Genomic DNA, 25,263 nt, shown 5'->3' on the forward strand with positions numbered 1-25,263 from the left:
GAATCGTTACACAAACAAGGCGCTACACGCTCAACTCCCGCAGCCCCAGCCGGATCAGTTTTTCCGTGGCAATCCCGTCGCCCTCGCGCGCCACGATGCGGGCCAGTGCCGCAGACGCCTGCGCCGAGGAATAACCCAGATTGGTCAGCGCCGAGACGGCATCGGTGATTGCCGACGGCGCCACGCCTTCGCCGAGCGCGGCCTGCAGACCCAACGTGCCGGCGTCGATGCCCGGGCCGGTGGGCGCCTTGCCCTTGAGTTCGGTGACGAGCCGCACGGCGAGCTTGGGGCCGACGCCGTTGGCGCGGCCGATCATCGCCTTGTCCTGCAAAGCCACGGCGCTGGAGAGTTCGGCGGGTGACAGCACGGAGAGAATGGACAGCGCCACGCGGGCGCCGACGCCCTGCACGGTCATCAGCAGGTTGAACCAGCCCTTTTCGCCTTCGCTGGAAAAGCCATAGAGGCGGATCATGTCCTCGCGCACGATGGTCTCGATGAAGACCACCGCCGCCTCGCCGACGCGCGGCAGGGCCTGCAAGGTGCGGCTGGAACAGAAGGCTTCGTAGCAGACGCCGCCGCAATCGATCAGCACGAAATCGTCGCCGAAGCTGTCCACCAGCCCCTTGAGCTTGCCGATCATACCAGCGCCCTCAGCCGCTGGCTCGAAACCCGGTGATGGGCATGGCAGATGGCGATGGCCAGTGCATCGGCGGCGTCTGCGCCCTTGAAATCGGCCGCGGGCAGCAATGTCTTGACCATGAGCTGGATCTGTCCCTTGTCGGCATGGCCGGTGCCGACCACCGATTTCTTGACCAGGTTGGCGGCATATTCGGCGACCGGCAGGCCACGCGCCGCCGGCGTCAACAGGGCCACGCCACGCGCCTGCCCCAGGATCAGCGCCGAGCGCGCCCCGGCATTGACGAAGGTTTCTTCCACCGCAGCCTCCTCGGGCGCGAACCGATCGAGCACCTCGCCCAGCCCTGTGAACAACAAGGCAAGACGTTCGGCCAGCGAACCATCGACATCAGGCGTCACCGTGCCCGATGCCACGAAGGTCAGCCGGTTGCCCTGTGTCTCGATGACGCCCCAGCCGCAGCGGCGCAGGCCGGGATCGATTCCGATGATTCGGGTAGCAGCACTCATGCGCTCATCCTTAATGATGCGCCGCCAGCCTACCAAGCCCAATGTGAACAAAAAGGCAACATAGCCGGTGGAAAACCGGGGATCGATAAAATCCTAGCCATCGCGCAAACACCATCTTCAAGCCGCGTCCCTAGTTTGATCAGCGGGAATGCAGGGGCAAAGCATGACGGAACTTGTTCGGAACCTTCCGAAGCGGGCGTGGCTGCGCATCTATCGCGTCACCGGGGCGATAACGCTCATCTCCGTGGCGCTGTCGGTGATCTTTACCAACATGATCATGGAAATCTTCTCGGCCGGGGTAAACGTGCAGGGGCTGGTCGTCTCCATCGTCATGCCGCTGGCGCTGGGCGGGCCGATGACCTGGTTCCTGGTGCTCAGGCATGAGCAATTGCGTCATGCCAACGATCAGCTCGAGCATATGGCGAGCACCGACTGGCTGACCGCCTGCCTCAACCGCGGGGCCTTTACCGGCGCGGTCAGCCGCCATCTCGATCGCCGCGCGCCGACGGAACGTGGCGGCGCCTTGCTGATCGTGGATGCCGACGACTTCAAGAGCGTCAACGACCGGTTCGGCCATGAAGCGGGGGACGATGCCCTGCAACTGATCGCCAGCGCCATCCGCCAGGCAGTGCGCAGCACCGATCTGGTCGGGCGGCTGGGCGGCGAAGAGTTCGGCGTTTTCCTGACCGATTCCGACACCGCCACCGCCGACCATGTGGCCGAGCGCATCCGGCGCTCGGTATCGGCCATCGCCTTCGCTCCCGGGGGCTCGCCTTGCCCGCTCTCGGTCAGCATCGGCGGCGCCACCTTTGCCACGCACGCTCCCTTCGGCGACCTCTATCGCCTTGCCGACCAGCACCTTTACGAAGCCAAGAATACCGGCCGCGACCGCGTCGCCATGATGCAGGCGGCCTGACATGGAGACGCCTGCCGCCTGACCGACCTGTCGCTACGCCACCCCCCGCCTGCCTGCCCCTGGCATGGCAGGCGGATTTGCCGTTTCAAAGCCGAGAGAACCGCTCGATGATGCCCTCCAAGACTTTGACTGCCCTGCAAAGCTGGTCCAGCGTCGGCCGTTGGACCCTGTTCGGCACAATGGCCTGCGTGGTGGTTTCTGTCGTGTTCAATGCCGTGATGTTCGGTGACCTCGGGGCAACGGCTTTGCAGCGCTCCATTGTCAGTGCCATCGTCCTGCCCATCCTGCTGGGCCTGCCGCTGTTCTTCTACATGAGCCTGCGGGTGCGGGGCCTGGCCATAACCAACCGGCGCCTGGGCCTTGTCGCCCGTACCGACAGCCTCACCGCCTGCCTCAATCGCGGCGCCTTTACCGGCAAGGTCGGCACGCTGCTGACCCAGCGTGCCCATGGCAGCAGCGGCGCGCTGCTGATGATCGACGCCGACAATTTCAAGGCGATCAACGACCTGTTCGGCCATGACGCGGGCGACGAAGCGCTGACCATCATCGCGCGTTCCATCCGCACCATATTGCGGGCCGGCGACCTGGTGGGCCGCATGGGCGGCGAGGAATTCGGCGTCTACCTGCCCGATGTCGACCAGCACAGCGCCGAAGCCGTCGCCGAGCGCATCCGCCGCTCGGTCAACCTGGCGGTCTTCGCCCCCGACGGCAAGCAGCGTTCACTGTCGGTCAGCATCGGTGGCGTGGCCTTCGAGGGACCGGCGAGCTTTTCCGACCTGTTCCGCATTGCCGACCAGCGCCTCTACGGCGCCAAGCAGACCGGCCGCAACCGCGTCGCCGTGGTGCATGTGGCCGATCATCCGTTCATCGACCTGAAACGTACGGCGTAACGCCCTATCGTTTGCGCTCCGCAGGGGTTAGTGTCGCGCCTCGGGCGAAACAGGATGAGCCATGGCAGACACGCATCGCAAGGCCAAGGCGCGCGTCGCCGCGCAGGAATACGCCCCCAGGCCGGAAGGCTCGTCGCTGACCTACGGGCTGATCGGGGTGGCGACATTCGGCCTGGCGCTGATCGGCTTCGGCATGTTCTACAACGCCAATGTCTTCGCCTATCCGGTGCTGATCGCGGCTTTGCTCGTGACGGTCTTTCTCGGCAGCGTCGTATTGCGCAAGCACCGCAAGCGGCTCCATACGGATGCCTACAAGGAAGAATATTCGCGGCAGGACAATACGCCGCCCGAATAGGCCCCTTTTGACGGAGTCATGGCTCATTCGTCCTTGAGGGGCGGAGTTTGCCTTGGGCTCCTCCCCTGAACATGGTGCGTGTGACACCCCCACCCTCATTCCCTCCCCACAAGGGGGAGGGAAGCCTGTCCCGCATGTGTGGAACGATTGGAACACAAACCGCAGCCCTATCGCCTCCCTCCCCATGATGGGGAGGGATTGAGGGTGGGGTGACGGGAGCCACAGAAGCCTGGAGGGGCACTGACGCAGTGGACGGACGATAGAGACTACGCGTCGAGCTTGGCCGCGTCTTCGTCGCTCATCTCGAAGTTGGAATAGACGTTCTGCACGTCGTCATCTTCTTCGAGCGTCGAAATCAGCTTCATCAGCGTCGCGCCTTTTTCGGCGTCGATCGGCGTATTGGTCTGCGGCTTCCAGATCGCCTTGACCGATTCGGCCTCGCCGAGCGTCTTTTCCAGCGCCGCGGCGACTTCCACCATCGCTTCGAACGTGGTGGTGATGTAGTGGCCCTCTTCGTCGCTCTCGACGTCGTCGGCGCCGGCCTCGATAGCCGCTTCCATCACCTTGTCTTCCGAGCCTGCCTTGGCCGGGTAGGTGATTTCGCCGACCTTGTCGAACATGAAGCCGACCGAATTGGTTTCACCCATCGCGCCGCCATTCTTGGAGAAATACGAGCGAATATTGGATGCGGTGCGGTTGCGATTATCGGTCAGCGCCTCGACGATGATGGCGACGCCGCCGGGGCCATAGCCCTCGTAGCGGATTTCGTCATAGTTCTCGCCGTCGGAGCCCATGGCCTTCTTGATGGCCCGCTCGATATTGTCGCGGGGCATCGACTGGGCGCGGGCATTGACCACCGCCAGCCGCAGGCGCGCATTGAAGGCCGGGTCGGGCATGCCCAGCTTGGCCGCGACGGTGATTTCGCGCGCCAGCTTGGAGAAAATCTTGGAGCGCACCGCGTCGGACTTGCCTTTGCGGTGCATGATGTTTTTGGCATGTGAATGGCCGGCCATCGGTCACTCCCCTCGAATAAGAATGCTGGATTGGTGGCGCGTTATAGGCAAGCACGCGCCAATTGTGAAGCGGGGCTAGAACTCGGGCTCCGCCTGGGCCAGCGTGCCGCCGATCCGCACGGGCAACACTTTGACCGCCAGCCCGGTGCGCGGATCGGTTTCGACGGCCACGCCGCACAGCGTCGCCTCGCCCTCGGCGGGCGTGAAGCGTCCGTTGGGAATACCGGTGAGGAAGCGGTTGAGCGGTTCGTCGCTTTCGGTGCCGATGATGGAATCGAAATCCCCGCACATGCCCGCATCGGCCATCAGCGCCGTGCCGCCGCGCAGCACACGATGATCGGCGGTGGGAATGTGAGTATGCGTGCCCACGACCAAGCTCACCCTGCCATCGAGGAACACGCCCATGGCCTGGATTTCCGAAGTCGCTTCGGTGTGGAAATCGACAATGATGGCATCGGCCTGTTCGCCCAGTGGACAGGCCGCCACTGCCGCCTCGACCGCCCGGAACGGGTCATCGACGGGCGGCATGAACACCCGCCCCAGCGCGTTAACCACCAGCACGCGATGGCCATTGCGACCCTCGACGAACATGGCGCCGCGCCCCGGCGTGCCCGGCGGCATGTTGACGGGGCGGATCAGCGTGGTCTCGCGCTCGATATAGGTCAGCGCCTCGCGCTGGTCGAAAGCGTGGTCGCCCAGCGTCACCACATCGGCGCCGGCATTGCGCAACGCATTGAAATGCGCTTCGGTCAGGCCCTTGCCGTGGCTGGCATTCTCGCCATTGACCACGACGAAATCGAAGCGATAGCGCTCAATGAGGCCGGGAAGGCGCTCGGTAACGGCCTCGCGCCCGGCGCGGCCCATGACATCGCCCAGAAACAGAAACCTCATGCCATAGCGCCGAAGTGGCGCACACCGGCTTCGGTGACCACGGCATCGAGCGGCACATCATGGGGCTCGCGCGGAATGCGGTCCAGCTCCTGGGCAGCGAAGGCCAGCCCGATCAGCTTGGGCTTCTTGGTCATCGCCGCCAGCGTCCGGTCATAGTAGCCGCCGCCATAGCCCAGGCGCGTGCCGCGGCCATCGAAGGCCAGCAGCGGCATGATGACGATATCGGGCTCGGCCTTGGGCGCCAGCTCGGACGGCGCCAGCGTGCCGAAGCCCGATTCATAGAGCGAAGCACCCTGCTCCCAGATGCGCAGGTCGAGCGGCTGTTCGGGGCCGAGCACCACCGGCAGCACCACGGTCTGGTTGCTGTCCATCAGCTTGACCAGGATAGGCTGGCAATCGAGCTCGTCGCGGATGCGCCAATAGGCGGCAACCACGTCGCTTGCCGCCAGCGTAATACCGTCGAAGAAATGCTGGGCGGCGGCCTTGGCCGCATCGGCGCGCTCGCTGTGATCGAGCAGGGCCCGGGCCGCTCGCGCCCTGATCCGCAGCGCCGCCTTGGCTTCCTCGATCATCTCGTCAACCATGGGCGCGTGCAACCTGCTTGGACAATAAGGTGCCACCCTGGCCGTGGGATATACGATCCCGGGAACCTACTTTACGCAGGTGGGCGCCGTTTGTCTGAGCCCAGGAGCCCAGTCAGGGACAGCTCCCTTAGGATCGATAAGGCCCCGGGGATATTGGTATCCATCACGCACCGGGCAGCAGCCAAGATATAGGCGCTTTGCCGCGCGGTGCAAAGGGTGAGTTAGAGGAGATCGAACCAGTCCTGCAGGCCATGCAGCACGCGAAGCACCACAGGGCATGAGACGGACCATGCCGCCAGCAGCAGGTCGTTCTGGCGCAAGATACGGCATGGCCGCCAGGCGGTCGAACATATCGAGAAGTTTCAAAGTATATCTCATGGCGTGTTGGTCGCCAAAGTTGAGAATCCCCTCCTCCGCGATATGCTGCACATCGTCGGCAGCAGTCTCAACCGTAGTCCACGCCATGGCTAAGCCGACTTGCGCGCTGCCACGGCAGCCCTGGCACGAGACATAACGCGGTCCAGCAATTGCTCACGAGTCATCTCGACCCTTCCGCTGGCCAGCGCCTCGTCCACCATTTGCTGCAGCTTCTCGCGCGCTTCCGCCCGCTCCTGATCGCGCCGCACCAGATCGCGCACATAGTCGCTGGCATTGCCGTAGCGGCCGGTCTGCACCTGGTCTTCCACCCATTGTTTCATCTTGTCGGGCAGGGAAACATTCATCGTGGCCATGGCAGGTCTCCTTCGTCTCCAATCTAGGACTTTTGGCAATCTTTGCCAAGATGACACTTGTTTCGGCCACGGGCGATTACCAATATCCTGTAGCTTGGGAGACTACCGATGTTCGCGCATATTCTCATCGTTATCATTGTCGCCATTGCCATCACCGCATTGGCGGAGCGGCGCAATGTGCAGCCGGCGCTGCTGGTGGCCATAGTGGGGCTGGCGGCCTCGTTCATTCCAGGCCTGCCGCGGCTGGAACTGGAGCCCGAGATCATCCTCGGCCTCGTGCTGCCGCCCATGCTGTTCTCGGCGGCCAGCGACTTTTCCTTTTCCAGCTTCGCCCAGCGCCTGGGCTCCATCGTCAATCTGGGCGTCTTCATGGTGTTCGGCACCACGGCGCTGGTCGGCATCGTCGCCGTTGCCGTAGTGCCCGAACTCGGCCCCGCCGCCGCCATCGTGCTCGGCGCGGTGCTGGCGCCGCCCGATGCGGTGACCGCCATCACCATCGGCCGCAAGGCCGGGCTGCCGGTGGCGCTGATGACCGTGCTCAAGGGCGAAAGCCTGATCAACGACGCTGCGGCGTTGACCCTGTTTGCCGTGGCGGTCGCTGCGGCGGCGGGCACCCAGGCCTTCATTGACAGCACGCCGCTCTATTTCCTCTACGCCGCCGTGGTCGGCATCATTCTCGGCATTCTGATCGGCAATCTGGCGCAACTGGCGCGGCGCAAGCTGGCCAATCCGTCGCTGGCAACGGTGGTCTCGATCATCGTGCCCTTCGCCGCCTACCTGCTGGCCGAGGAAGTCCACGCCTCGGGCGTGCTCGCCGTTGTCGCCGCCGGCTTTGCGCTGGGGCACCATTCGGCCGAGTCAGGCTATGAGGAGCGTATTCAGGAGCGTCAGTTCTGGCGCACCATCGATACCCTGCTCGAGACTTTCGTCTTCGCCTATATCGGCCTGCAACTGCGCTTCGTCATCACCGAGGCGGTCGAGGCCGGCTATGACCTGCTGCAACTGGCAGGCGGCGCCGTGGCCATCTTCGTGACGACGGTGGCCATCCGCTTTGCCTGGGTCTTCGGCACCGCGGCGATTGCGCGCCGCCGCCGCGCCGCAGCCGCCCGCCGCCCCGCCAGGATTCCACGGCCCGGCCGCCGCGAGCGGCCGCCGTCTCCCCCGCCCCTGACCTGGAAGGAAAACATCGTCCTCTCCTGGACCGGCATGCGCGGCGTGGTCACGCTGGCCGCCGCGGCCGGTGTGCCCCTGGTCACGGCGACCGGCGAAGACTTCCAGGGCCGCGAAGCCATCCTGGCGCTGGCCTTCCTCGTCACCATTGCCACATTGTTGATCCAGGGGCTCACCCTGCCATGGCTGATCAAGCGGCTCGACCTCAATAATCCGGACGATGCCCGTCATCTCGCCGACCAGCATGCGCGAGCCGTCGGCATCGCCGAACAGGCCACCAAGGACGCCCTCGCCGAATACCGCAAGACGCATATTTCCCCGTCGTCGCGCCGCCTGGCCGACATGATGGCAAAACGGGTCGCCCAGGAGGCCACCGCCACCCCGGCCGAGCCGCTCTTCGACCAGACCGAAGCACTGGTGCTGGGCAATATTCTGCTCGAGGCGCGACGCAGGCAGCTCATCGCCGCCCGCGATGCCCGCCAGCTCGATGATACCGTGCTGCGGGACATGCTGGAGCAGATGGACCTCGAACAGGCCTTCATGGACAGCCTGGGCAAGGGTGCCTAGGCTATAATATGAATTGACAAGTCATATTTGATGGCGATAGCTGTGCGCCAAGCCGGAGCGAGGGCTGCGGCGCCACTTTGCCTGGGGTAACTCCATGTCCATCAAATCACTTGTCGCCGCCCTTGCCGGCGCGATGCTGCTTATCGCTCCGGCGCTGGCAGTCGAAATCACCCACGATCTCGGCACTACCGAGGTTCCCGATGCACCACAGCGCATCGTCGTGCTCGAATACAGCTTCGTCGACACACTGGCTGCGGTCGGCGTCTCGCCGGTCGGCATCGCCGACGACGAGAAGCGCGATTCCATCGTGCCGATCTACACCAATATCATCGGCGATGACTGGACCTCGGTCGGCACCCGCAAGTCGCCGAGCCTGGAAGTCATCGCTTCGCTGCAGCCGGACCTGATCATCGCCGATACCAGCCGCCATGAGGCCATCTATGGCGCCCTCAGCGAAATCGCCCCCACCATCTCCTTCGACAGCCTGACCGGCACCTATGAAGTGGCCATAGAGGCCGCCCGGACCATTGCCCACGCCATCGGCAAGGATGCCGAAATGGAAGCGCGCCTCGCCGAACACACGGCGACGATGGAAGGCTTCAAGGCCCAGATCGGCGACGTGACCGGCTGGTCGGCCCAGTTCATCGTCGACAATGGCGAAGGCATCTTCCTGCATTCCCCAGTGAGCTATAATGGCTCGCTGCTCGCCTGGTTCGGCTTTACGAGCAACATGCCCAGCCCCGACGGCCACACCTATGAGGAAGCCATCGTCAACACCTCGCTGGAACAGCTCTCCGAGATCGATCCGCAGATCATCATCCGCGGCAAGTATACCGATCCGGGCCTCACCGACTCCTGGGTCGGCCAGCCGCTCTATGACAGCGTCGCGGCGGTCAAGTCCGGCAATGTCTATGACGTCAACGCCCATGAATGGTCGCGCCTGCGCGGCGTGCTGGCATCCGAAGTCAGCGGCGCCAACCTGGTCGATATCGTCAAGCAGTTGAAGCAGTAGAGCAAGGCGGCAAAAAGTGGGAACCGGTTCTTTGGGTCGCCCAAATCACGTGAGGCTCTAGCCTTGCCTCTCGCCTTTCGATACGCGCTCCTTGCGGCAGCGGTGCTCCTTGCAGCACTGCTGTCGCTGGCCATTGGGCAGCGAACCGATGTCGGCCTGAGCAATGTGCTGCAACTGCTGTTCATCGATGACGGCAGCCTCGCCCGCTCGGCAGTGGTGGACCTGCGGCTGCCGCGCACGCTGATCGCCGGCCTGATCGGCATCAATCTGGGTCTGGCGGGCCTGGCTTTGCAGGCCGTGACGCGCAATCCGCTGGCCTCCGAATCCGTCCTCGGCATCAACCAGGGCGCCGCTCTGGGTGTGGCGATCGGCCTCGTCGTGCCCTCGCTGCTGGTGGTCAATCTCGATGTCATGGCGATCATCGGCGCGGTCGTGGCCGGCATCGTCACTTTCGCCATCGCCGGAGGCCTGGGCGGGCGGCTCGATTCCATGCGGCTGATCCTGGCCGGCGTCACCGTCGGCGCCTTCAGCTTCGCCTTTGTCCGTTTCACCTTCACGCTGGAAGACAACCTCTCCCGGCTGGTCCTGAGCTGGACCTCGGCCGATATTTCCTCGTCGCGCTTCGACCAGGCCTTGCCGCTGGTCTTCTGGGCCTCGGGCGGCCTGCTCGTCAGCATGCTGATGGCGCACAGCTTCAATATTCTCGCCCTCGGCGATGGGGCCAGCCAGGGGCTGGGCGTCGACCCGCGCCGCGCCCGCTTTACCGGCGCCATGCTGGCCGCGGTGTTGACCGGCGCCAGCGTTGCCGTCGCCGGGCCGGTGATGTTTGTCGGCCTCGTCATCCCCCATCTCTGCCGGCTGTGGTTCGGCCCCAATCATCGCGTGCTGGTGCCGGCCGTGGCGCTCGGCGGCGCCGGCCTGGTGCTGTTTGCCGACGTGGTCTCCAAGCTGGTGCGCTTTCCCTATGAAACCCCGCTCGGCGTCGTCTGCGCACTGATCGGGGCGCCCTATTTCCTCTATGCGACGCTGCGCGCCAGGACCATGGCATGACCGAGATCGGCCTGCCCCGCTCCACCACCAGCCGCGCCGTCACCCTGATCGTGGCGCTGGTCGTTCTCGTCATAGCCGCCGCGCTCTGGGGCATCAGCGTCGGCGCCGTGGCCATTCCGGTCGATGTGATCGTCAACACCCTGTTCAACCTCGATGGTGAGCAGCAGACCTACATCATCATAAAATCACGGCTGCCGCGCATGGTGCTGGCTTTGCTGGCGGGCGGGGCGCTGGCTCTGTCGGGCGCCATCATCCAGGCGGTGATCCGCAATCCGCTGGCCAGCCCCAATATTATCGGCATCAATTCCGGCGCCGCCCTGTTCGCCCTGGGCATGGTGCTGGTCTTTCCGGCCATTCCGGTGGCCTGGATGCCGCTGGCCGCCTGTATCGGCGGGCTCCTTGCCGCCAGCTTCGTCATGCTGGTGGCCCATTATCGCAATCTTTCGGCCGTACATCTGGCGCTGATCGGCGTCGCCGTGGGCTTCGTCTTCCAGGCCGGCGTCGACTACCTGCTCATCACCTCCAGCGACAGCGAAAGCTCGGCGCCGATGATCTGGCTCACCGGCTCGCTGTGGGGCCGCACCTGGGGCCATGTCGCCATCAGCTGGATCCCGCTGCTGGCGCTGAGCGCCGTGGCTTTGCTGCTGTCCTATCGGCTCGACCTGATCGCGCTGGGCGAAGGCACCGCCACCGGACTCGGGCTCAATGTGCCGCGCCAACGGCTGATCCTGCTGTTTGTCGCCACCATGCTGGCCAGTGTTGCCGTCGCCGTGGTCGGCGTCATGGGTTTTATCGGGCTGATGGCGCCCCATATCGCCCGCCGGCTGGTCGGCGGCTCGCACCGGCTGATGCTGCCGGTCTCGGCCTTGGTCGGCATGCTGCTGGTGGTGCTGGCCGACAGCATCGGCCGCGCCATCGCTCCGCCGATCGAGATTTCGGCCGGCATCCTCGCCGCGCTGATCGGTGCGCCGTTCTTCGTCTACATCATGCTCACCACTGCGTCGGAGACTTAAGTCATGAGCATCACGCTCGCTGGCGTCACCGCCGGCTATGGCCGCGACCGCGCCATTGTCGCCGATATCGACCTCACCATCCGCACCGGCGAGGTGACCGTACTCATCGGCCCCAATGGCTGCGGCAAGTCCACCCTGCTCAAGACCATTGGCCGGCTGCTGAAGCCGCGCAGCGGCGCGATCCATGTCGATGACCTCGACGTGCTGCGCAACGATCCCAAGCGCGTCGCCCGCACCATCGCCTACCTGCCGCAAAGCCCGGTCGTGCCGACGGCCATCACGGTGGAACAGCTTGTCGGCTATGGCCGCGCCCCCCACCAGTCGCTGCTCGGCCTGCGCTCGCCGCGCGACATCGAGTTGGTCGACCAGGCTATAGCGACCACCGGCCTCGACGACCTGCGCGCCCGGCCGGTCGCGGAACTCTCCGGCGGCCAGCGCCAGCGCGCCTTCATCGCCATGGCCCTGGCGCAGGACACGCCCTATGTGATGCTGGACGAGCCCACCACCTTCCTCGACATCCGCCATCAGGTCGAGACGCTCGACCTCATCCGCCAGTTGCACGATGCCGGCCGCACCAGCATCGTGGTGCTGCACGACATCGCCCAGGCGGCCAGATACGGGGATCGCCTGGTGGTGATGCACGAGGGAAAGATCGTCGCCGAAGGCAGGCCGGCCGATGTGGTGACGCCGGACCTGCTGCGCGAGGTCTATGGCCTGGAATGCGCGGTCTATCCCGACCCGGTATCGGGAACGCCGGTGGTCACGCCGCGCTAAGACCCTTCCTTACCTCTCCCTTTGGGGGAGAGGTCGACCCTCTTGGGTCGGGTGAGGGGGCCTTTTCTTGATACGGTGCAAGGGGAAGGCCCCCTCACCCGGCTTGCGGCCGACCTCTCCCCCAAAGGGAGAGGTGAAAGGCCTACCCCGGCAATATCGCCGCTTCGTCCAGCACCCCGACCACGCTTTCCAGCGCCTTGGCGGCGTCGCTCAGCTTGCTGGCGAATTTGCCTTCCAGCGCCTCGATCTCGCTGGCGACTTCCTGGCCGGCGCGGGTCAGCACCAGCACTTCGGTTTCCAGCGCCTTGATCCGGCGCTCGGCTTCGGCCAGTTCGTCGACCACGGCAATGCCGGCCATGACCGTGAGCCTGTTATCGCCGATTTCGCCCACCGCCCCCTTGAGCGCTTCGACATGGCTGTTGAACCGCTCCGCCAGCCCGATCAGGTGCTCCTGCTGGCCCTCTTCGCAGGCCATGCGGTATTTGCGGCCATTGATATCGACATTGACTTCGGGCACCGGGTCTACTCCGCCTTGGCCAGCACTTGGCGCACCGTTTCCATCGCATCGACCAGCCGGCGCGACACATCATGCGCGCTGTCGTCGAGCCGCTTGGCGCGAGCCGCCGCCTTGTCGAGTTCGGTGGCGAGCCGCGCCCGCTCATGCACCAGCCGCTGCGTATCGACCTCGATGCGGTTATGCTGGCGCAACCGCGTGCCCAGGTTGCGCACCGATTGGTCCAGCCGCGCCATCGCACGGTCGAACCGCGCATTGGCCGCGGTCAACCCGTCTTCAAGTTCCGTGTCACTCATTGCTGCTACGGTCCTCTGCGTCAGGCGATTCCGGCCCGCCCAGCGTGCCCCAGCCCTCGCCGCAATGCAACCTTCCAGCCGCCAAAGCTGGTGGCGCTGTCATTGACACGATAGGCGAACCTGTTATGCCCTAGACCCGCCTTTGGGAGGAGGCTTTCGGCGCCTCTTCTCCCCAGAATTCCAGCCCTGATGAAAGCGCGAGCCCGATGACGAACACCGCCCAGCAGAACGATTTGGCCAATGCGATCCGGTCCCTCTCCATGGACGCGGTCGAGAAAGCCAATTCCGGCCATCCGGGCCTGCCCATGGGTTGCGCCGATATCGCCACGGTGCTGTTCACCAAGGTCATGAAATTCGACCCCGCTGACAGCAAATGGGCCGATCGCGACCGTTTCGTGCTGTCGGCCGGCCACGGCTCCATGCTGCTCTATTCGGCGCTCTATCTCCTCGGCTACGAGGATATGACGATCGAGCAGATCAAGAACTTCCGCCAGCTCAACTCCAAGACCGCCGGCCACCCCGAATATCACTTCGCCCAGGGCATAGAGACCACCACCGGCCCGCTGGGCCAGGGCATCGGCAATGCCGTCGGCATGGCCGTGGCCGAAGCCAAGCTGGCCGCCGAATTCGGTTCCGACCTCGTCGATCACCACACCTGGTGCCTGGCTGGTGATGGATGCCTGATGGAAGGCATTTCCCAGGAAGCCATTTCGCTGGCCGGCCACCTCAAGCTCAACAAGCTGACCATCATCTGGGACAATAATTCCATCACCATCGACGGCGCCGTCTCCAACGCCGACTCGACCGACCAGATCGCCCGCTTCAAGGCGGTGCAGTGGAACACGATCGAGATCGACGGCCACGACCAGGAGGCCGTCGAAAAGGCGCTGCTGGCCGCCAAGAAGAGCGACAAGCCGACCCTGATCGCCGCCAAGACCACCATCGGCTTCGGTGCGCCCAAGAAGGCCGGCACCGAGAAGGTGCATGGCTCCCCCCTCGGCGCCGAGGAACTGGCCGGCGCCAAGAAGGCACTCGGCATCACCTATCCCGCCTTTGAAATTCCCTCGGAAATCCTGTCGACCTGGCGTGCCGCCGGCACCCGCAGCCAGAATATCCGCGGCGAGTGGCAGTCGCGCCTCGCCGCCTCGTCCCACAAGGCCGAATTCGAGCGCCGCATGAATGGCGACCTGCCCAATGGCTTCCTCGAAGCCATGGACGCCTACAAGCGCAAGCTCAGCGAGGACAAGCCCAAGGTCGCCACCCGCAAGTCCGGCCAGATGGCGCTGGAAGTCATCAATGCCGTAGTGCCCGAGACGCAGGGGGGCTCGGCCGACCTCACCGGCTCGAACCTGACCAATACCAAGGAAACCCTGCCCTTCCAGGCCGACAATTATTCGGGCCGCTACATGATGTACGGCATCCGCGAGCATGTCATGGCCGCCGCCATGAACGGCATCGCCCTGCATGGGGGCCTCATCCCCTATGGCGGCACCTTCATGTGCTTCACCGACTATGCACGCCCCGCCATCCGCCTTTCGGCGCTGATGGGCCAGCGCGTCATCTATGTGATGACCCATGACTCGATCGGCCTCGGCGAAGACGGCCCGACCCACCAGCCGGTGGAGCATCTGGCCGCGCTCCGCGCCATCCCGAACCTTTTGGTCTTCCGCCCGGCCGATGCGGTGGAAACCGCCGAATGCTGGCAGCTGGCCATGGAAAGCACGACGGCCCCCTCGATCCTGGCGCTCAGCCGCCAGAACCTGCCCACGGTTCGCACCGAATATACGATGGAAAACAAGTCGGCCAAGGGCGCCTATACCCTGGCCGGCGATCGCGACGCCGATGCGGTGATCTTCGCCACCGGCTCGGAAGTCGCCATCGCCCTCGACGGCATGAAGGCCCTGGCGGAAAAGGGCGTCTCGGCCCGCGTGGTTTCGGTTCCGTCCATGGAACTGTTCGCCAAACAGTCCGACGCCTACCGCGCCGAGATCATCGGCAAGGCCAAGGCCCGCGTCGCGGTGGAAGCCGGCATCGAAATGAGCTGGAACAAGCTGCTGGGCGACAAGGGCCGCTTCGTCGGCATGCACGGCTTCGGCGCCTCGGGCAAGATCGAAGACCTCTATGAATACTTTGGCATTACGCCTAAGGCCATTGTTGAAGCGGTGACCGCACAGTTGTAAGAGGGCGCTGCCCTCCCTTTTCCAACTCCCTCCCTAGGAGCGTCTAACATGGCAATTCGCGTCGCCATCAATGGTTTTGGCCGCATCGGCCGCAATGTCCTGCGCGCCATCATCGAATCGGGCCGCACCGATATCGAAGTCGTGGCCATCAACGATCTCGGCCCGGTCGAGACCAATGCCCACCTGCTGCGCTATGACAGCGTGCATGGCCGCTTCCCCCATGTGGTGACGGTCAAGGGCGACACCATCGACGCCGGCCGCGGCCCCATCAAGGTAACGGCGATCCGCAATCCCGAAGAGCTGCCCCACGCGGCGCTCAAGGTCGATATCGCGCTCGAATGCACCGGCATCTTCACCTCCAAGGAAAAGGCCAGCGCCCATCTCAAGGCCGGCGCCAAGAAGGTGGTGATTTCCGCCCCCGGCGACGGCGCCGACAAGACCATCGTCTACGGCATCAACCATGCCAGCCTCACCAAGGACGACGTGGTGATCTCCAACGGCTCCTGCACCACCAATTGCCTGGCGCCGATGGCCATGATCATGAATGAGCTGGTGGGCATCGAGAAGGGGATGATGACCACCATCCATTCCTATACCGGTGACCAGCCCACGCTCGACACCATGCACAAGGATCTCTATCGCGGCCGCGCCGCTGCCCTCAGCCAGATTCCCACCTCGACCGGCGCTGCCAAGGCCATCGGCCTGGTGCTGCCCGAGCTCAAGGGCAAGCTGGATGGTATCTCGGTCCGCGTGCCGACCCCCAACGTGTCGCTGGTCGATCTCAAGTTCCTGGCCGGCCGCGAAGTCACGGCCCAGGAGGTCAACGACGCCCTGATCGCCGCCGCCGACGGCAGGCTCAAGGGCGTAATGACCTATACGCACGACCCGCTGGTTTCGAGCGACCTCAACCACGATCCCCATTCCTGCACGATCCTGCTCGACCAGACCAAGGTCATCGGCGGCAATTTCGTGAACATCATGGGCTGGTACGACAACGAGTGGGGCTTCTCCAACCGCATGGCCGACACCACCGCGGCCCTGGGCAAGACGCTCTGAAGCCACTCCGCCGGATTGAAGGCCCCCTCGCTCCGCGTCGGGGCCTTTTGCTTTCGAGGCAACGGCCTGAGCGCATGCTTGCCAGATGGCCAAAGCAGCCGTTATTTCTTCGTCCAAACACGCGGCGCGCAGGGCGTACTCGGCCATGAGTCTCGATCGGACCATCCGCTGGCGCGGGCTCGACCCCGTCAGCATCGAACATTGCCACGTCATCTCGACGCCGCGCGATACCCGCATCCGCGGCACCATCATCACGCCCGATTATGGCCTGTTCTACCGCATCAAGCTCGATGACCGCGAACATGTACGCACCGTTCGGCTCGAACGCACCGACGGCAAGGTGCTGGAACTGTTTTCCGATGGCGCCGGGGACTGGTCCGACGATCGCGCCGAGCCGCTGCCGGCCCTGCGCCATTGCCTCGATATCGACATCTGGCCGACCCCGCTCACCAATTCGCTGCCGCTCTGGCGCTGCCAATGGGTCATCGACCAGCCGCAGCGCTTCGCCATGGCCTGGATCGACGGCGACGCCATGACCGTGCGCCGCGACGAACAGATTTACACCCGGCTCGACGACACCCATTTCCGCTTCCAGAACGCCGACGGCTTCGATCGCGTGATCGAAGTCGATGCCGATCTTCTGGTGGTCGATTATCCCGGACTCTTCACCCGCCGGGGCTGAGCCGCCGTGCAGATTTTTGTCGGCTACGCTTCCCCCCTCCGCGCCGCTCTGCTACGCCACGGCGACCACCTAGACCCAGGAGACAGCGGCCATGAGCGCGACCTTCAAGACCCTCGACGAGCTTGACCTCAAGAACAAGCGCGTGCTGCTGCGGGCCGATCTCAATGTGCCGGTCGCCGATGGCAAGGTCACCGATGCCACCCGCATCGAGCGCCTGGTTCCCACCATCCGCGAAATCGTCAAGCATGACGGCAAGGCCATCCTGCTCAGCCATTTCGGCCGCCCCAAGGGCAAGGTCGATCCGCAATTCTCGCTTGAACAGGTCTGCGAGGCCGTGGCCAATGAAACCGGCCATCCCGTCGGCTTCGTCGCCACCGACTGGACCGATGTATCCGGCGCGCAGGCCGCCATCGAGTCGGCGCCGCCGGGCTCGGTGCTGGTCCTCGAAAACACCCGCTTCCATCCAGGCGAGGAAGCCAACAATCCCGAACTGGCCCAGCGCATGGCCAGCCTCGGCGATGTCTATGTCAACGACGCCTTCTCGGCCGCCCACCGCGCCCATGCCTCGACCGAGGCTTTGGCCCACCTGCTGCCCGCCGCGGCGGGCCTGGCCATGCAGGCTGAACTCGAAGCGCTCGAATCCGGGCTCGGCAAGCCGAAAAAGCCGGTTATCGCCATTGTCGGCGGCGCCAAGGTCTCGTCCAAGATCGACCTGCTGGAAAACCTCGTGACCAAGGTCGATGGCCTGGTCATCGGCGGCGGCATGGCCAATACCTTCCTCCACGCGCAGGGCTACAGCGTCGGCAAGTCGCTGGCCGAGAAGGATCTGGCGGAAACCGCTTTGCGCATCATGGACAAGGCCGTCGATAGCGGCTGCGCCATCATCCTGCCCATCGATGCCGTGGTCGCCTGGCATTTCAAGGCCGATACCCCGACCCGCCTCTATGGCGTCGACGCCATCGACAATGACGGCATGATCCTCGATATCGGCCCCTCCTCGATCGAGCGCATCACCGGCGCCATCGACGACGCCCACACCGTCGTCTGGAATGGCCCCATGGGCGCCTTCGAGATGAACCCCTTCGATGCCGGCACGGTCGCCCTCGCCAAGCACGTCGCCAGGCGCACCCATGAGGGCAAGCTGGTCTCGGTAGCCGGCGGCGGCGACACCGTCGCGGCCCTGGCCCATGCCGGCGTCAAGGACGCTTTCACCTACGTCTCCACCGCCGGCGGCGCCTTCCTCGAATGGATGGAAGGCAAGCCCTTGCCGGGCGTGGAAGCGCTGAAGAAATAGGGCAATGCTACGCTGGGGCTAGCTTGGCGAGCACGGCACATACGACCCCAATTGCGGCAGAAACCACGCCGGCCCCTACCACCGCCGTTCCCCGGACACCGGCTATAATATAGTTGTAGGCATCGCCACCAACTATCCGAGAACTATGGGAATTACCATCGAAGGCCGTATTAAGACCCGAAAAAGCACAATATCCTGCGGCGACGACGAAACCCAAAGACAGCAGTACCAGAACTAATCTCATATCTTCCCCCGAAGTATTGTTGCACACGCTATAAGCCAATGGCTTCATCTTCAACCGTGGCGGCCAAGCAAGTGGGTGAGGCCGCTATTCCACCTTTCGTCGCATAACCACAGGTCTAATCGCGGCAGCAAAAACGAAAGTCTAATATGCCGGCAATCCCAATTGCCGAGGCAAGTCCATGACGAAATCGCTTAACGCCATCGCCCAGAAGCTCATGGAACCGGGCAAGGGCATCCTGGCCGCCGACGAGTCCGAAGGCACCATCGCCAAGCGTTTCGCCAAGATCAACCTGCCCAATTCGCTCGATCTGCGCCGCGACTACCGCGAAATGCTGTTCCGCTCGACCGGTGCCATGACCAACTATGTCTCCGGCGTCATCCTCACCGAGGAAACGCTGGAGCAGCATGCTGCCGACGGCACGGCCTTCCGCGCCATCCTCGCCGATGCCGATGTCATTCCCGGTATCAAGGTCGATCGCGGCGCCTTCCCCATGCCCGGCGACAGCGGCGAGAAGATCACCGAAGGCCTTGATGGCCTGCGCCAGCGGCTGGAACGCTACGCCGCGCTCGGCGCCGGCTTTGCCAAGTGGCGCGCCGTCATCACCATCAATGACGTGGCGCCAACCCGCAACAATATCCGCGCCAACGCCCATGCTTTGGCGCGCTACGCCATCCTGTGCCAGGAAGCGGGCATCGTGCCGGTGGTGGAACCCGAAGTGGTCGGCGACGGCGATCCGGGCAATCATTCGATGGAGCGCTGTGCCGCCGTGACCGGCGACGTGCTGGAAAATACCTTCAAGGAACTGCGCCTTGCCGGCGTCGATCTCGGCGGCATGCTGCTCAAGCCCAATATGGTGCTGCCCGGCATCAACTCGCGCGATCGCCCCACCGTCGAGGAAGTGGCCCGCCGCACGGTCGCCGTCTTGCGCGAACATGTGCCGGCCGCCGTTCCCGGCATTGCCTTCCTCTCGGGCGGCCAGACCGACGAGGAGGCCACGGCCCACCTCTCGGCCATGAACCAGATATCCGGCAAGCCCTGGCCGATGACCTTCTCCTATGGCCGCGCCCTGCAGAACGTCGCCCTGCGCACCTGGGCCGGCCGCCGCGAGAACTTCCCGCAGGCCCAGGCCGCCTTCACCCATCGCGCCCACATGAATTCGCTGGCTGCCCTTGGCACCTGGACCGGCGAACTCGACCGGGCTGCCTAGCGAAAGTGTTTCGAGGTTCGGGCCAGGCCGAGCCGAGAAGTTCGGAAGCGCAGAAAACCGGCATTTGCAGGCCGGCATGGCGCGAAGATCGAGACATCTTCTACCTGACGTCCCAACGTCACCCTTGATGCGCGTCCTCCTCCCAGGGGGCGCGCATTTTCTTTGCGCCGGCCGGGGCCTTCGCCTATTGGAAAGGCGTCCTCTTTGTCGCCAAAATGGGCGGACAATAGAAGGTCTTGCGTCGAGTAAACGGAAGCCATGGCCCCCCAGCTCTATCTGATCACCCCTGCCAATGCCGATCGGGCGCGCTTTCCGGCGACGCTCATGGCCGTGCTCAATGCCGCCGAATTCTCCGCTCTGCTGGTGGCGCGCGGCGCGCTGGATGACGGCGCCTATGCCGACCTGGTGGCGACCGCGATCAATATCGGCCAGGGCGCCGGCTGCGCCGTGCTGGTCGAGGACGACATCGCACTGGCCCGCCGCCTCGGCGCCGATGGCGTGCATGTCACCGGAGGCCCATCCGCACTCAAGGCCGCCATCGCCGCGCTCAAGCCGGCGATGATCGTGGGCGCGGGGAACCTGCATTCCCGCCACGACGCCATGACGTCGGGCGAAATGGATATCGATTATGTGTTTTTTGGCCCCACCGACGGCAAGCCGGATGCCACGGCCATCGATCTCGCCGAATGGTGGTCCCAGACCTTTGAAGTGCCGGCAGTGCTGAGCCTGCCCGACGCTACGCCAGACACGTCAGATGCGCGCGGCGCCGAATTCCTGGCGCTGTCGCAAAGCCTGTGGTCGGCCCCTGATCCGGCCAAGGCCATGCAGGCCATTGCCACAGCACTTGGGGTATCGGCATGATCGCCCGTACCCTGCTCATCGCCCTCATCGCGCTGGCGCCATCCGCCGTTATCGCCCAGGACGAGGCCCCTTCCAGCCCGGCCGAAGCCATTTCCGACCAGATTTTCGGACCGCGCGTGCCGACCGACTTCGCCTTCGGCGCCTTCCAGCGCGGCTATTTTCTCACGGCGCTCGAACTGGCTTTGCCCCGCGCCGAACAGGGCGACCCCTCTGCCCAGACGCTGATTGCCGAGCTCTATGCCAAGGGGCTGGGCGTGGCGCAGAACGACCAGCGCGCCGCCGGCTGGTATCAGCTTGCCGCCGATGGCGGCGACCGTCTCGCCACCTTCGCGCTGGCACTGGCCTATGAGGATGGCATCGGCGTACCCAAGAACCGCGCCCGCGCCGCCGATCTGTTCGGCAAGGCCGCCGAAGCGGGCTATGTGCCGGCCAAATACAACATGGCCCTGCTCCATGTCGAAGGCGTCTATGCCTCGCCCAGCCTCGTCACGGCAGCGACCCTGATGAAGGAAGCCGCCGATGCCGAGCTGCCCGAGGCGCAATACGACTATGGCACCATGCTGATCGAGGGGGCCGGCGTCGCCCCCGATCCGGCTGAAGGCGCCCGCTATATCGGGCTGGCCGCCGAACAGAACCTGATCCCCGCCCAGATCGATTATGCCACCCTGCTCTATCTCGGCCAGGGCCTGGACAAGGATGTGGCGCTGGCCGCCACCTGGTATGGCCGGGCTGCCGAAGCCGGCAACGCGGTGGCACAGAACCGCTATGCCAAGCTGCTCGCCGTCGGCGAGGGTGTGACGCTCAACCTCGAAGACGCCGCCATGTGGCGGGCGCTGGCGCGCCGCCAGGGCCTTAGCGATCCCTCGCTCGATCGCCTGCTCGTCTCCATTCCCGATGAGGAGCTGGCCAGCGCCGAGGAGCGCGCCCGCTTCTGGCCCTCGACACCGCCCCAGATCGAAACCGTGCTGGAAATCCCCACCGTCACCACGACACCGGAGGCTGACGCCCTGCCCGCCCCCACCGATGCGGGCGAGGCGCCGGCGGCCGGCCCGGCGGCCGGGACCCCGGCCGAACCGCAAGACCCTTGAACCCAAGGGCGTTCTGAGGCAATAAGCCCGCCACGCCCATAAAGCCCCATCAACGTCAGGCCAGCCGCATCCGGCGCGCGTGGTCCAAGCAGACAATTCACGCCCGAAAGCAGCGCAATGGCCAAGATCAACGGCAACGAAATCCGCCCCGGCAATGTCGTCAACCACCAGGACCGCCTGTGGGTCGCGGTCAAGGTCGATCACGTCAAGCCCGGCAAGGGCGGCGCCTATGCCCAGGTCGAACTCAAGGCCATCCTCGGCGGCACCAAGCTCAACGAGCGCTTCCGCTCAGCCGAGACGGTGGAAACCGTCGAACTCGAATTCCGCGACTTCACCTATCTCTACGAGCAGGGCGACAGCCTGGTCTTCATGGACCAGAACAGCTACGAGCAGGTCGAACTGGCCAAGGACTTCGTCGGCGAACGCGCCGCATTCCTGCAGGACGGCATGAAGATCACGCTGGAAATGCACGAGGAAACGCCCTTGGGCGTCAAGTTCCCGGCCAATGTGGTGCTTGAAGTGACCGAGGTCGATCCGGTGCAGAAGGGCCAGAGCGTATCGAGCCAGTTCAAGCCCGCCATCCTCAGCAACGGCCTCAAGGTCATGGTGCCGCCCTTCATTGCCGTGGGCGAACGCATCGTGGTCGATACGGCCGAGGCCACCTACATGCGCCGGGCGGATTAAAGCCATGGCACGCTCAGCAATCCTCAATGTCATGGTCAACGCCGCCATCAAGGCCGGCAAATCGCTGACCAAGGACTTTTCCGAAGTCGAAAACCTGCAGGTCTCCCGCAAGGGCCCGGCCGATTTCGTCTCCAAGGCGGACCTGCGCGCCGAGCAGATCGTCTATGACGAATTGCTCAAGGCCCGCCCGACCTATGCTTTCCTCATGGAAGAAGGCGGCGAAGTGGCGGGCACCGACGGCCAGCATCGCTGGCTGGTCGATCCGCTCGACGGCACCACCAATTTCCTGCATTCGATCCCGCTCTTCGCCTGCGCCATTGCGCTCGAACGCGCCAACGAGATCGTCGCCTCGGTGATCTACAACCCGATCCTCGACGAACTCTATACCGCCGAAAAGGGCGGTGGCGCCTGGCTCAACGATCGCAAGCGCCTGCGCGTCGCCGGCCGCAAGTCGCTGGCCGACGCTGTGGTCTGCACTGGCATCAAGACGCAGGGCACCGCCAATGACAGCCTGCAACTGCGCCAACTGGCCCATATCAACCCCGCCGTCGCGGGCATTCGCCGGTCGGGCTCCATCTCCATGGACATGGCCTGGCTCGCCTCGGGCCGCTACGACGCCATCTGGGAAGCCGGCCTTTCCCCCTGGGACGTCGCGCCGGGCCTGCTGATGGTCAAGGAAGCCGGCGGCTTCGTCTCCGACTTCGCCGGCAGCCCCGGCTCGGTCTGGAACGGCCAGGTCGTTGCCGGCAATGAGAGCCTGCAGGCCGCCCTGCTCAAGCAGCTCAAGGGCATTCAGTAGGCGCAAAGCGACCCGCGCACGATATGCCCCTCTCCCTCAGGGGAGAGGGTTAGCTTGACCGGCCGCCCCGATCACGCCTCCATCATCCATTAACCTTTCTCATTGCCCCGTCCGCCCGCGCTGACTAGTCTGGCGCCTTGTGATTTGCGCGTAAGGGGCAAGGTTAAGGCAGATGACGCAAGGCTATGATCCCTACCACCTGGCCAGCCCGACCGTTTACCTCGTCAAGATTGTGATTTTCCTGGTGCTGGTGGCGCTGGTCGCGGCCATCCTGTTCACCAATATCGTCACCTTCTTCTGGGCCAACCCCTTCATTAATTCGCTGATCTTCTTCTCGCTGTTCATCGGCATCTTCCTCAGCTTCCGCCAGGTCATCCGCCTGTTCCCCGAGGTGAAGTGGGTCAATTCCCTGCAGGACGGCACCACCACCAATGTTCGCCCGCCCATCCTGCTGGCGCCCGTTGCCGGCATCCTGCGCGAGCGGATCGGCGAGGCGGTCATCACCCCTTCCTCGATGCGCTCCATCCTCGATTCCGTCGGCAATCGGCTCGACGAAGCCAAGGACACCTCGCGCTATCTCACCGGCCTATTGGTCTTCCTCGGCCTCATGGGCACATTCTACGGCCTGCTCGAAACCGTGGGCTCGGTGGCCGGCGTCATCAACGCGCTGGACGTGACCTCGGCCGATAGCGCCGCCCTGTTCGCCAATCTCAAGGAGGGTCTTGCCGCGCCCCTGGGCGGCATGGGCACCGCTTTCTCGTCCTCGCTGTTCGGCCTTGCCGGCTCGCTGGTGCTGGGCTTCCTCGATCTTCAGACCAGCCAGGCGCAAAACGCCTTCTATACCGATCTCGAAGACTGGATGACCTCGATGACCGAGCTCGACCATCCGGTCAGCGCCATGCAGGCCAATGCCGGCGGGCCCGAAATGCAGGCCATGTTCGACAAGCTCGGCGACAGCATGCAGAATCAGAATTCCTCCCAGAACGCCATCCGCGCCATGGCCGAGCTGGCGCGCGGCATCGACGGGCTGGTCAAGCATATCCGCACCGAGCAGGACGATCTGCGCAAGCACATCAACGAGCAGGGCGAGACCAACCGCAAGCTGCGCGAGCTGATCGATGCCGTGCTGTCGCAAGGCGACAACGAGCGGCGGAACTGACCCATGCCGGGAGCCCGTAGCCGCAGGCGGCAGGAGGCCAATTATTGGCCCGGCTTCGTCGACGCCCTGTCGAGCCTGCTGCTCGTCATCATCTTCATGCTCAGCCTGTTCATGCTGACCCAGTTCTTCCTGGGCCGGGAAATCCAGGGGCGCGACACCGCCCTGGCCCGCCTCAACAGCCAGATTGCCGAACTGACCGACCTCCTGCAGCTCGAACGCGCCAATTCCGACGACCTGACCACCCAGATCGCCACGCTCACCGCCACTTTGGGCAGCGCCCAGGCCGACAATGCCAGCCTCACCAGCCAGCTCGCCGGCATCGGCGCCGGGCTGGGCGACAAGGACAGCGCCATTGCCGGCCTCGAGGACGACCTGATGGCGGCCCAGGAACTGTCCGACGAGGCCAATGCCCAGGTGGCTTTGCTCAATCAGCAGTTGGCCGCCCTGCGCACTCAGATCGGCGCACTCGAAGCCGCGCTCGAAGCCTCGGAAACCCGCGATACGGAATCGCGCACCCAGATCGCCGATCTCGGCCGCCGCCTCAACCTGGCGCTGGCTCAGCGCGTGCAGGATCTTTCGCGCTACCGCTCCGATTTCTTCGGCCGCCTGCGCGAAATCCTCGAAGGCCGCGCCGATGTGCGCGTCGTGGGCGACCGCTTCGTATTCCAGTCCGAAGTGCTGTTCGCGGCCGGCCAGGCCGATATCTCGCCCGAGGGCACCCCCGATCTCGACGCCCTGGCCGCTGCCATCCTGCAGCTTGAAACCGAGATACCGCCCGATATCAACTGGGTCCTGCGCATCGATGGCCACACCGATATCAGGCCCATTTCCAACGAACGCTTCCCCTCCAACTGGGAACTCTCGGCCGCCCGCGCCATCTCGGTGGCGCAATATCTGGTGAGCAAGGGCGTCTCGCCCAACCGCCTGGTCGCCGCCGGCTTCGGCGAATTCACCCCCCTCGATCCCGGCAATAGCGAGGAAGCCTATCGGCGGAACCGCAGGATCGAGTTCAAGCTGACGGAGGGATGATCTCCTCACCTCTCCCTTTGGGGGAGAGGTCGACCCGCCTTCGGGTCGGGTGAGGGGGCCT

27 protein-coding genes and 1 other RNA gene are annotated in these 25,263 nt (G+C 64.7%); 19 read left to right on the top strand and 9 right to left on the bottom strand.

Translation table 11 applies throughout. The features are described from left to right. Positions 1–22 precede the first annotated feature (22 nt). Complete coding sequence (gene ruvA, locus ASD04_RS08605) at positions 23–640, bottom strand: Holliday junction branch migration protein RuvA (RefSeq protein ID WP_056255355.1); 618 nt, start codon at positions 638–640, stop codon at positions 23–25. Next, positions 637–1,143, bottom strand: a complete 507-nt coding sequence (gene ruvC / locus ASD04_RS08610; protein ID WP_056255357.1) for a crossover junction endodeoxyribonuclease RuvC — start codon at positions 1,141–1,143, stop codon at positions 637–639. Before ruvC ends, ruvA begins: the two co-directional genes overlap by 4 nt. Positions 1,144–1,306: 163 nt before the next feature. On the opposite strand from ruvC, the gene ASD04_RS19400 reads away from it, so the two are divergent. From ASD04_RS19400 to ASD04_RS08625, 3 genes are all read left to right on the top strand, one after another. Further along, a complete protein-coding gene (locus ASD04_RS19400; RefSeq protein ID WP_056255516.1) occupies positions 1,307–2,059 on the top strand; it encodes a GGDEF domain-containing protein in 753 nt (250 codons plus the stop codon). 107 nt (positions 2,060–2,166) lie between these two features. Then, positions 2,167–2,949: a GGDEF domain-containing protein gene (locus tag ASD04_RS08620; RefSeq protein WP_156461172.1), complete on the top strand. Its 783-nt coding sequence runs from the start codon at positions 2,167–2,169 to the stop codon at positions 2,947–2,949. A gap of 61 nt (positions 2,950–3,010) precedes the next feature. Next, complete coding sequence (locus tag ASD04_RS08625) at positions 3,011–3,304, top strand: hypothetical protein (RefSeq protein WP_056255358.1); 294 nt, start codon at positions 3,011–3,013, stop codon at positions 3,302–3,304. Positions 3,305–3,570: 266 nt separating this feature from the next. Here the strand turns inward: ASD04_RS08625 and ASD04_RS08630 are convergent, their stop codons facing one another. The 5 genes from ASD04_RS08630 to ASD04_RS08645 all read right to left on the bottom strand — a co-directional run bounded on the left by ASD04_RS08630 (position 3,571) and on the right by ASD04_RS08645 (position 6,523). Then, positions 3,571–4,317 (bottom strand): YebC/PmpR family DNA-binding transcriptional regulator, encoded by a 747-nt coding sequence (locus ASD04_RS08630; protein WP_056255360.1) that lies wholly within the window; start codon positions 4,315–4,317, stop codon positions 3,571–3,573. A gap of 75 nt (positions 4,318–4,392) precedes the next feature. Beyond that, positions 4,393–5,208 carry a TIGR00282 family metallophosphoesterase gene (locus ASD04_RS08635; protein WP_056255362.1) on the bottom strand — a complete coding sequence of 272 codons (816 nt, stop codon included), beginning with the start codon at positions 5,206–5,208 and terminating at the stop codon, positions 4,393–4,395. Then, the gene (locus tag ASD04_RS08640; RefSeq protein ID WP_056255364.1) at positions 5,205–5,792 is read right to left on the bottom strand and encodes a 5-formyltetrahydrofolate cyclo-ligase; all 588 of its coding nucleotides are present in this window, start codon (positions 5,790–5,792) and stop codon (positions 5,205–5,207) included. Before ASD04_RS08640 ends, ASD04_RS08635 begins: the two co-directional genes overlap by 4 nt. Positions 5,793–5,817: 25 nt before the next feature. Beyond that, positions 5,818–5,976: non-coding RNA, 6S RNA (ssrS, locus tag ASD04_RS19125), on the bottom strand. Positions 5,977–6,259: 283 nt separating this feature from the next. Next, positions 6,260–6,523, bottom strand: coding sequence for a type II toxin-antitoxin system ParD family antitoxin (locus ASD04_RS08645; RefSeq protein ID WP_056255366.1), 264 nt, complete (start codon positions 6,521–6,523; stop codon positions 6,260–6,262). A gap of 108 nt (positions 6,524–6,631) precedes the next feature. Here ASD04_RS08645 and ASD04_RS08650 point away from each other — a divergent pair, with 108 nt between their 5' ends. The 5 genes from ASD04_RS08650 (at position 6,632) to ASD04_RS08670 (ending at position 12,109) form a co-directional block, all read left to right on the top strand. Next, positions 6,632–8,260: a sodium:proton antiporter gene (locus ASD04_RS08650; RefSeq protein WP_056255367.1), complete on the top strand. Its 1,629-nt coding sequence runs from the start codon at positions 6,632–6,634 to the stop codon at positions 8,258–8,260. A 94-nt stretch (positions 8,261–8,354) separates the two neighbouring features. Next, entirely contained in the window at positions 8,355–9,272 is a 918-nt protein-coding gene (locus ASD04_RS08655) for a Fe(3+) dicitrate ABC transporter substrate-binding protein (protein ID WP_056255369.1), read from the top strand. 102 nt (positions 9,273–9,374) lie between these two features. Next, on the top strand, positions 9,375–10,322 hold the full coding sequence (locus tag ASD04_RS08660; protein ID WP_200940245.1) for an iron ABC transporter permease: 948 nt from the start codon (positions 9,375–9,377) through the stop codon (positions 10,320–10,322). Then, complete coding sequence (locus tag ASD04_RS08665; protein WP_056255373.1) at positions 10,319–11,335, top strand: iron ABC transporter permease; 1,017 nt, start codon at positions 10,319–10,321, stop codon at positions 11,333–11,335. Before ASD04_RS08660 ends, ASD04_RS08665 begins: the two co-directional genes overlap by 4 nt. A 3-nt stretch (positions 11,336–11,338) precedes the next feature. Then, positions 11,339–12,109 (top strand): ABC transporter ATP-binding protein, encoded by a 771-nt coding sequence (locus ASD04_RS08670; RefSeq protein ID WP_056255375.1) that lies wholly within the window; start codon positions 11,339–11,341, stop codon positions 12,107–12,109. Positions 12,110–12,251: 142 nt separating this feature from the next. Here the strand turns inward: ASD04_RS08670 and ASD04_RS08675 are convergent, their stop codons facing one another. Beyond that, on the bottom strand, positions 12,252–12,626 hold the full coding sequence (locus tag ASD04_RS08675; RefSeq protein WP_082531083.1) for a cell division protein ZapA: 375 nt from the start codon (positions 12,624–12,626) through the stop codon (positions 12,252–12,254). Positions 12,627–12,631: 5 nt separating this feature from the next. Further along, a complete protein-coding gene (locus tag ASD04_RS08680; RefSeq protein ID WP_082531084.1) occupies positions 12,632–12,919 on the bottom strand; it encodes a DUF4164 family protein in 288 nt (95 codons plus the stop codon). Between the two features lie 206 nt (positions 12,920–13,125). Between ASD04_RS08680 and tkt the strand changes: the two genes are divergently transcribed. From tkt to ASD04_RS08735, 11 genes are all read left to right on the top strand, one after another. Next, the gene (gene tkt, locus ASD04_RS08685) at positions 13,126–15,099 is read left to right on the top strand and encodes a transketolase (RefSeq protein WP_056255378.1); all 1,974 of its coding nucleotides are present in this window, start codon (positions 13,126–13,128) and stop codon (positions 15,097–15,099) included. 48 nt (positions 15,100–15,147) lie between these two features. Then, positions 15,148–16,155: a type I glyceraldehyde-3-phosphate dehydrogenase gene (gene gap / locus ASD04_RS08690; protein WP_056255380.1), complete on the top strand. Its 1,008-nt coding sequence runs from the start codon at positions 15,148–15,150 to the stop codon at positions 16,153–16,155. Between the two features lie 145 nt (positions 16,156–16,300). Then, complete coding sequence (locus ASD04_RS08695) at positions 16,301–16,837, top strand: putative glycolipid-binding domain-containing protein (RefSeq protein WP_056255382.1); 537 nt, start codon at positions 16,301–16,303, stop codon at positions 16,835–16,837. Between the two features lie 91 nt (positions 16,838–16,928). Beyond that, positions 16,929–18,131 carry a phosphoglycerate kinase gene (locus tag ASD04_RS08700; RefSeq protein WP_056255383.1) on the top strand — a complete coding sequence of 401 codons (1,203 nt, stop codon included), beginning with the start codon at positions 16,929–16,931 and terminating at the stop codon, positions 18,129–18,131. A gap of 422 nt (positions 18,132–18,553) precedes the next feature. Continuing rightward, positions 18,554–19,582: a class I fructose-bisphosphate aldolase gene (locus tag ASD04_RS08705; protein ID WP_056255385.1), complete on the top strand. Its 1,029-nt coding sequence runs from the start codon at positions 18,554–18,556 to the stop codon at positions 19,580–19,582. 258 nt (positions 19,583–19,840) lie between these two features. Next, positions 19,841–20,443, top strand: a complete 603-nt coding sequence (locus tag ASD04_RS08710) for a thiamine phosphate synthase (RefSeq protein ID WP_056255386.1) — start codon at positions 19,841–19,843, stop codon at positions 20,441–20,443. Beyond that, on the top strand, positions 20,440–21,531 hold the full coding sequence (locus tag ASD04_RS08715) for a tetratricopeptide repeat protein (RefSeq protein ID WP_056255388.1): 1,092 nt from the start codon (positions 20,440–20,442) through the stop codon (positions 21,529–21,531). The genes ASD04_RS08710 and ASD04_RS08715 overlap by 4 nt, the downstream gene beginning before the upstream one ends. Before the next feature lie 117 nt (positions 21,532–21,648). Continuing rightward, positions 21,649–22,215: an elongation factor P gene (gene efp, locus ASD04_RS08720; RefSeq protein ID WP_056255389.1), complete on the top strand. Its 567-nt coding sequence runs from the start codon at positions 21,649–21,651 to the stop codon at positions 22,213–22,215. A gap of 4 nt (positions 22,216–22,219) precedes the next feature. Then, positions 22,220–23,014, top strand: coding sequence for an inositol monophosphatase family protein (locus tag ASD04_RS08725; protein WP_056255391.1), 795 nt, complete (start codon positions 22,220–22,222; stop codon positions 23,012–23,014). Positions 23,015–23,186: 172 nt separating this feature from the next. Beyond that, a complete protein-coding gene (locus ASD04_RS08730) occupies positions 23,187–24,173 on the top strand; it encodes a hypothetical protein (RefSeq protein ID WP_056255393.1) in 987 nt (328 codons plus the stop codon). 3 nt (positions 24,174–24,176) lie between these two features. Then, entirely contained in the window at positions 24,177–25,202 is a 1,026-nt protein-coding gene (locus ASD04_RS08735) for a peptidoglycan -binding protein (protein WP_056255395.1), read from the top strand. Positions 25,203–25,263: the final 61 nt, after the last annotated feature.

It is taken from the genome of Devosia sp. Root436 (assembly GCF_001426345.1).
In the GTDB taxonomy this organism is placed as follows: Bacteria; Pseudomonadota; Alphaproteobacteria; order Rhizobiales; family Devosiaceae; genus Devosia.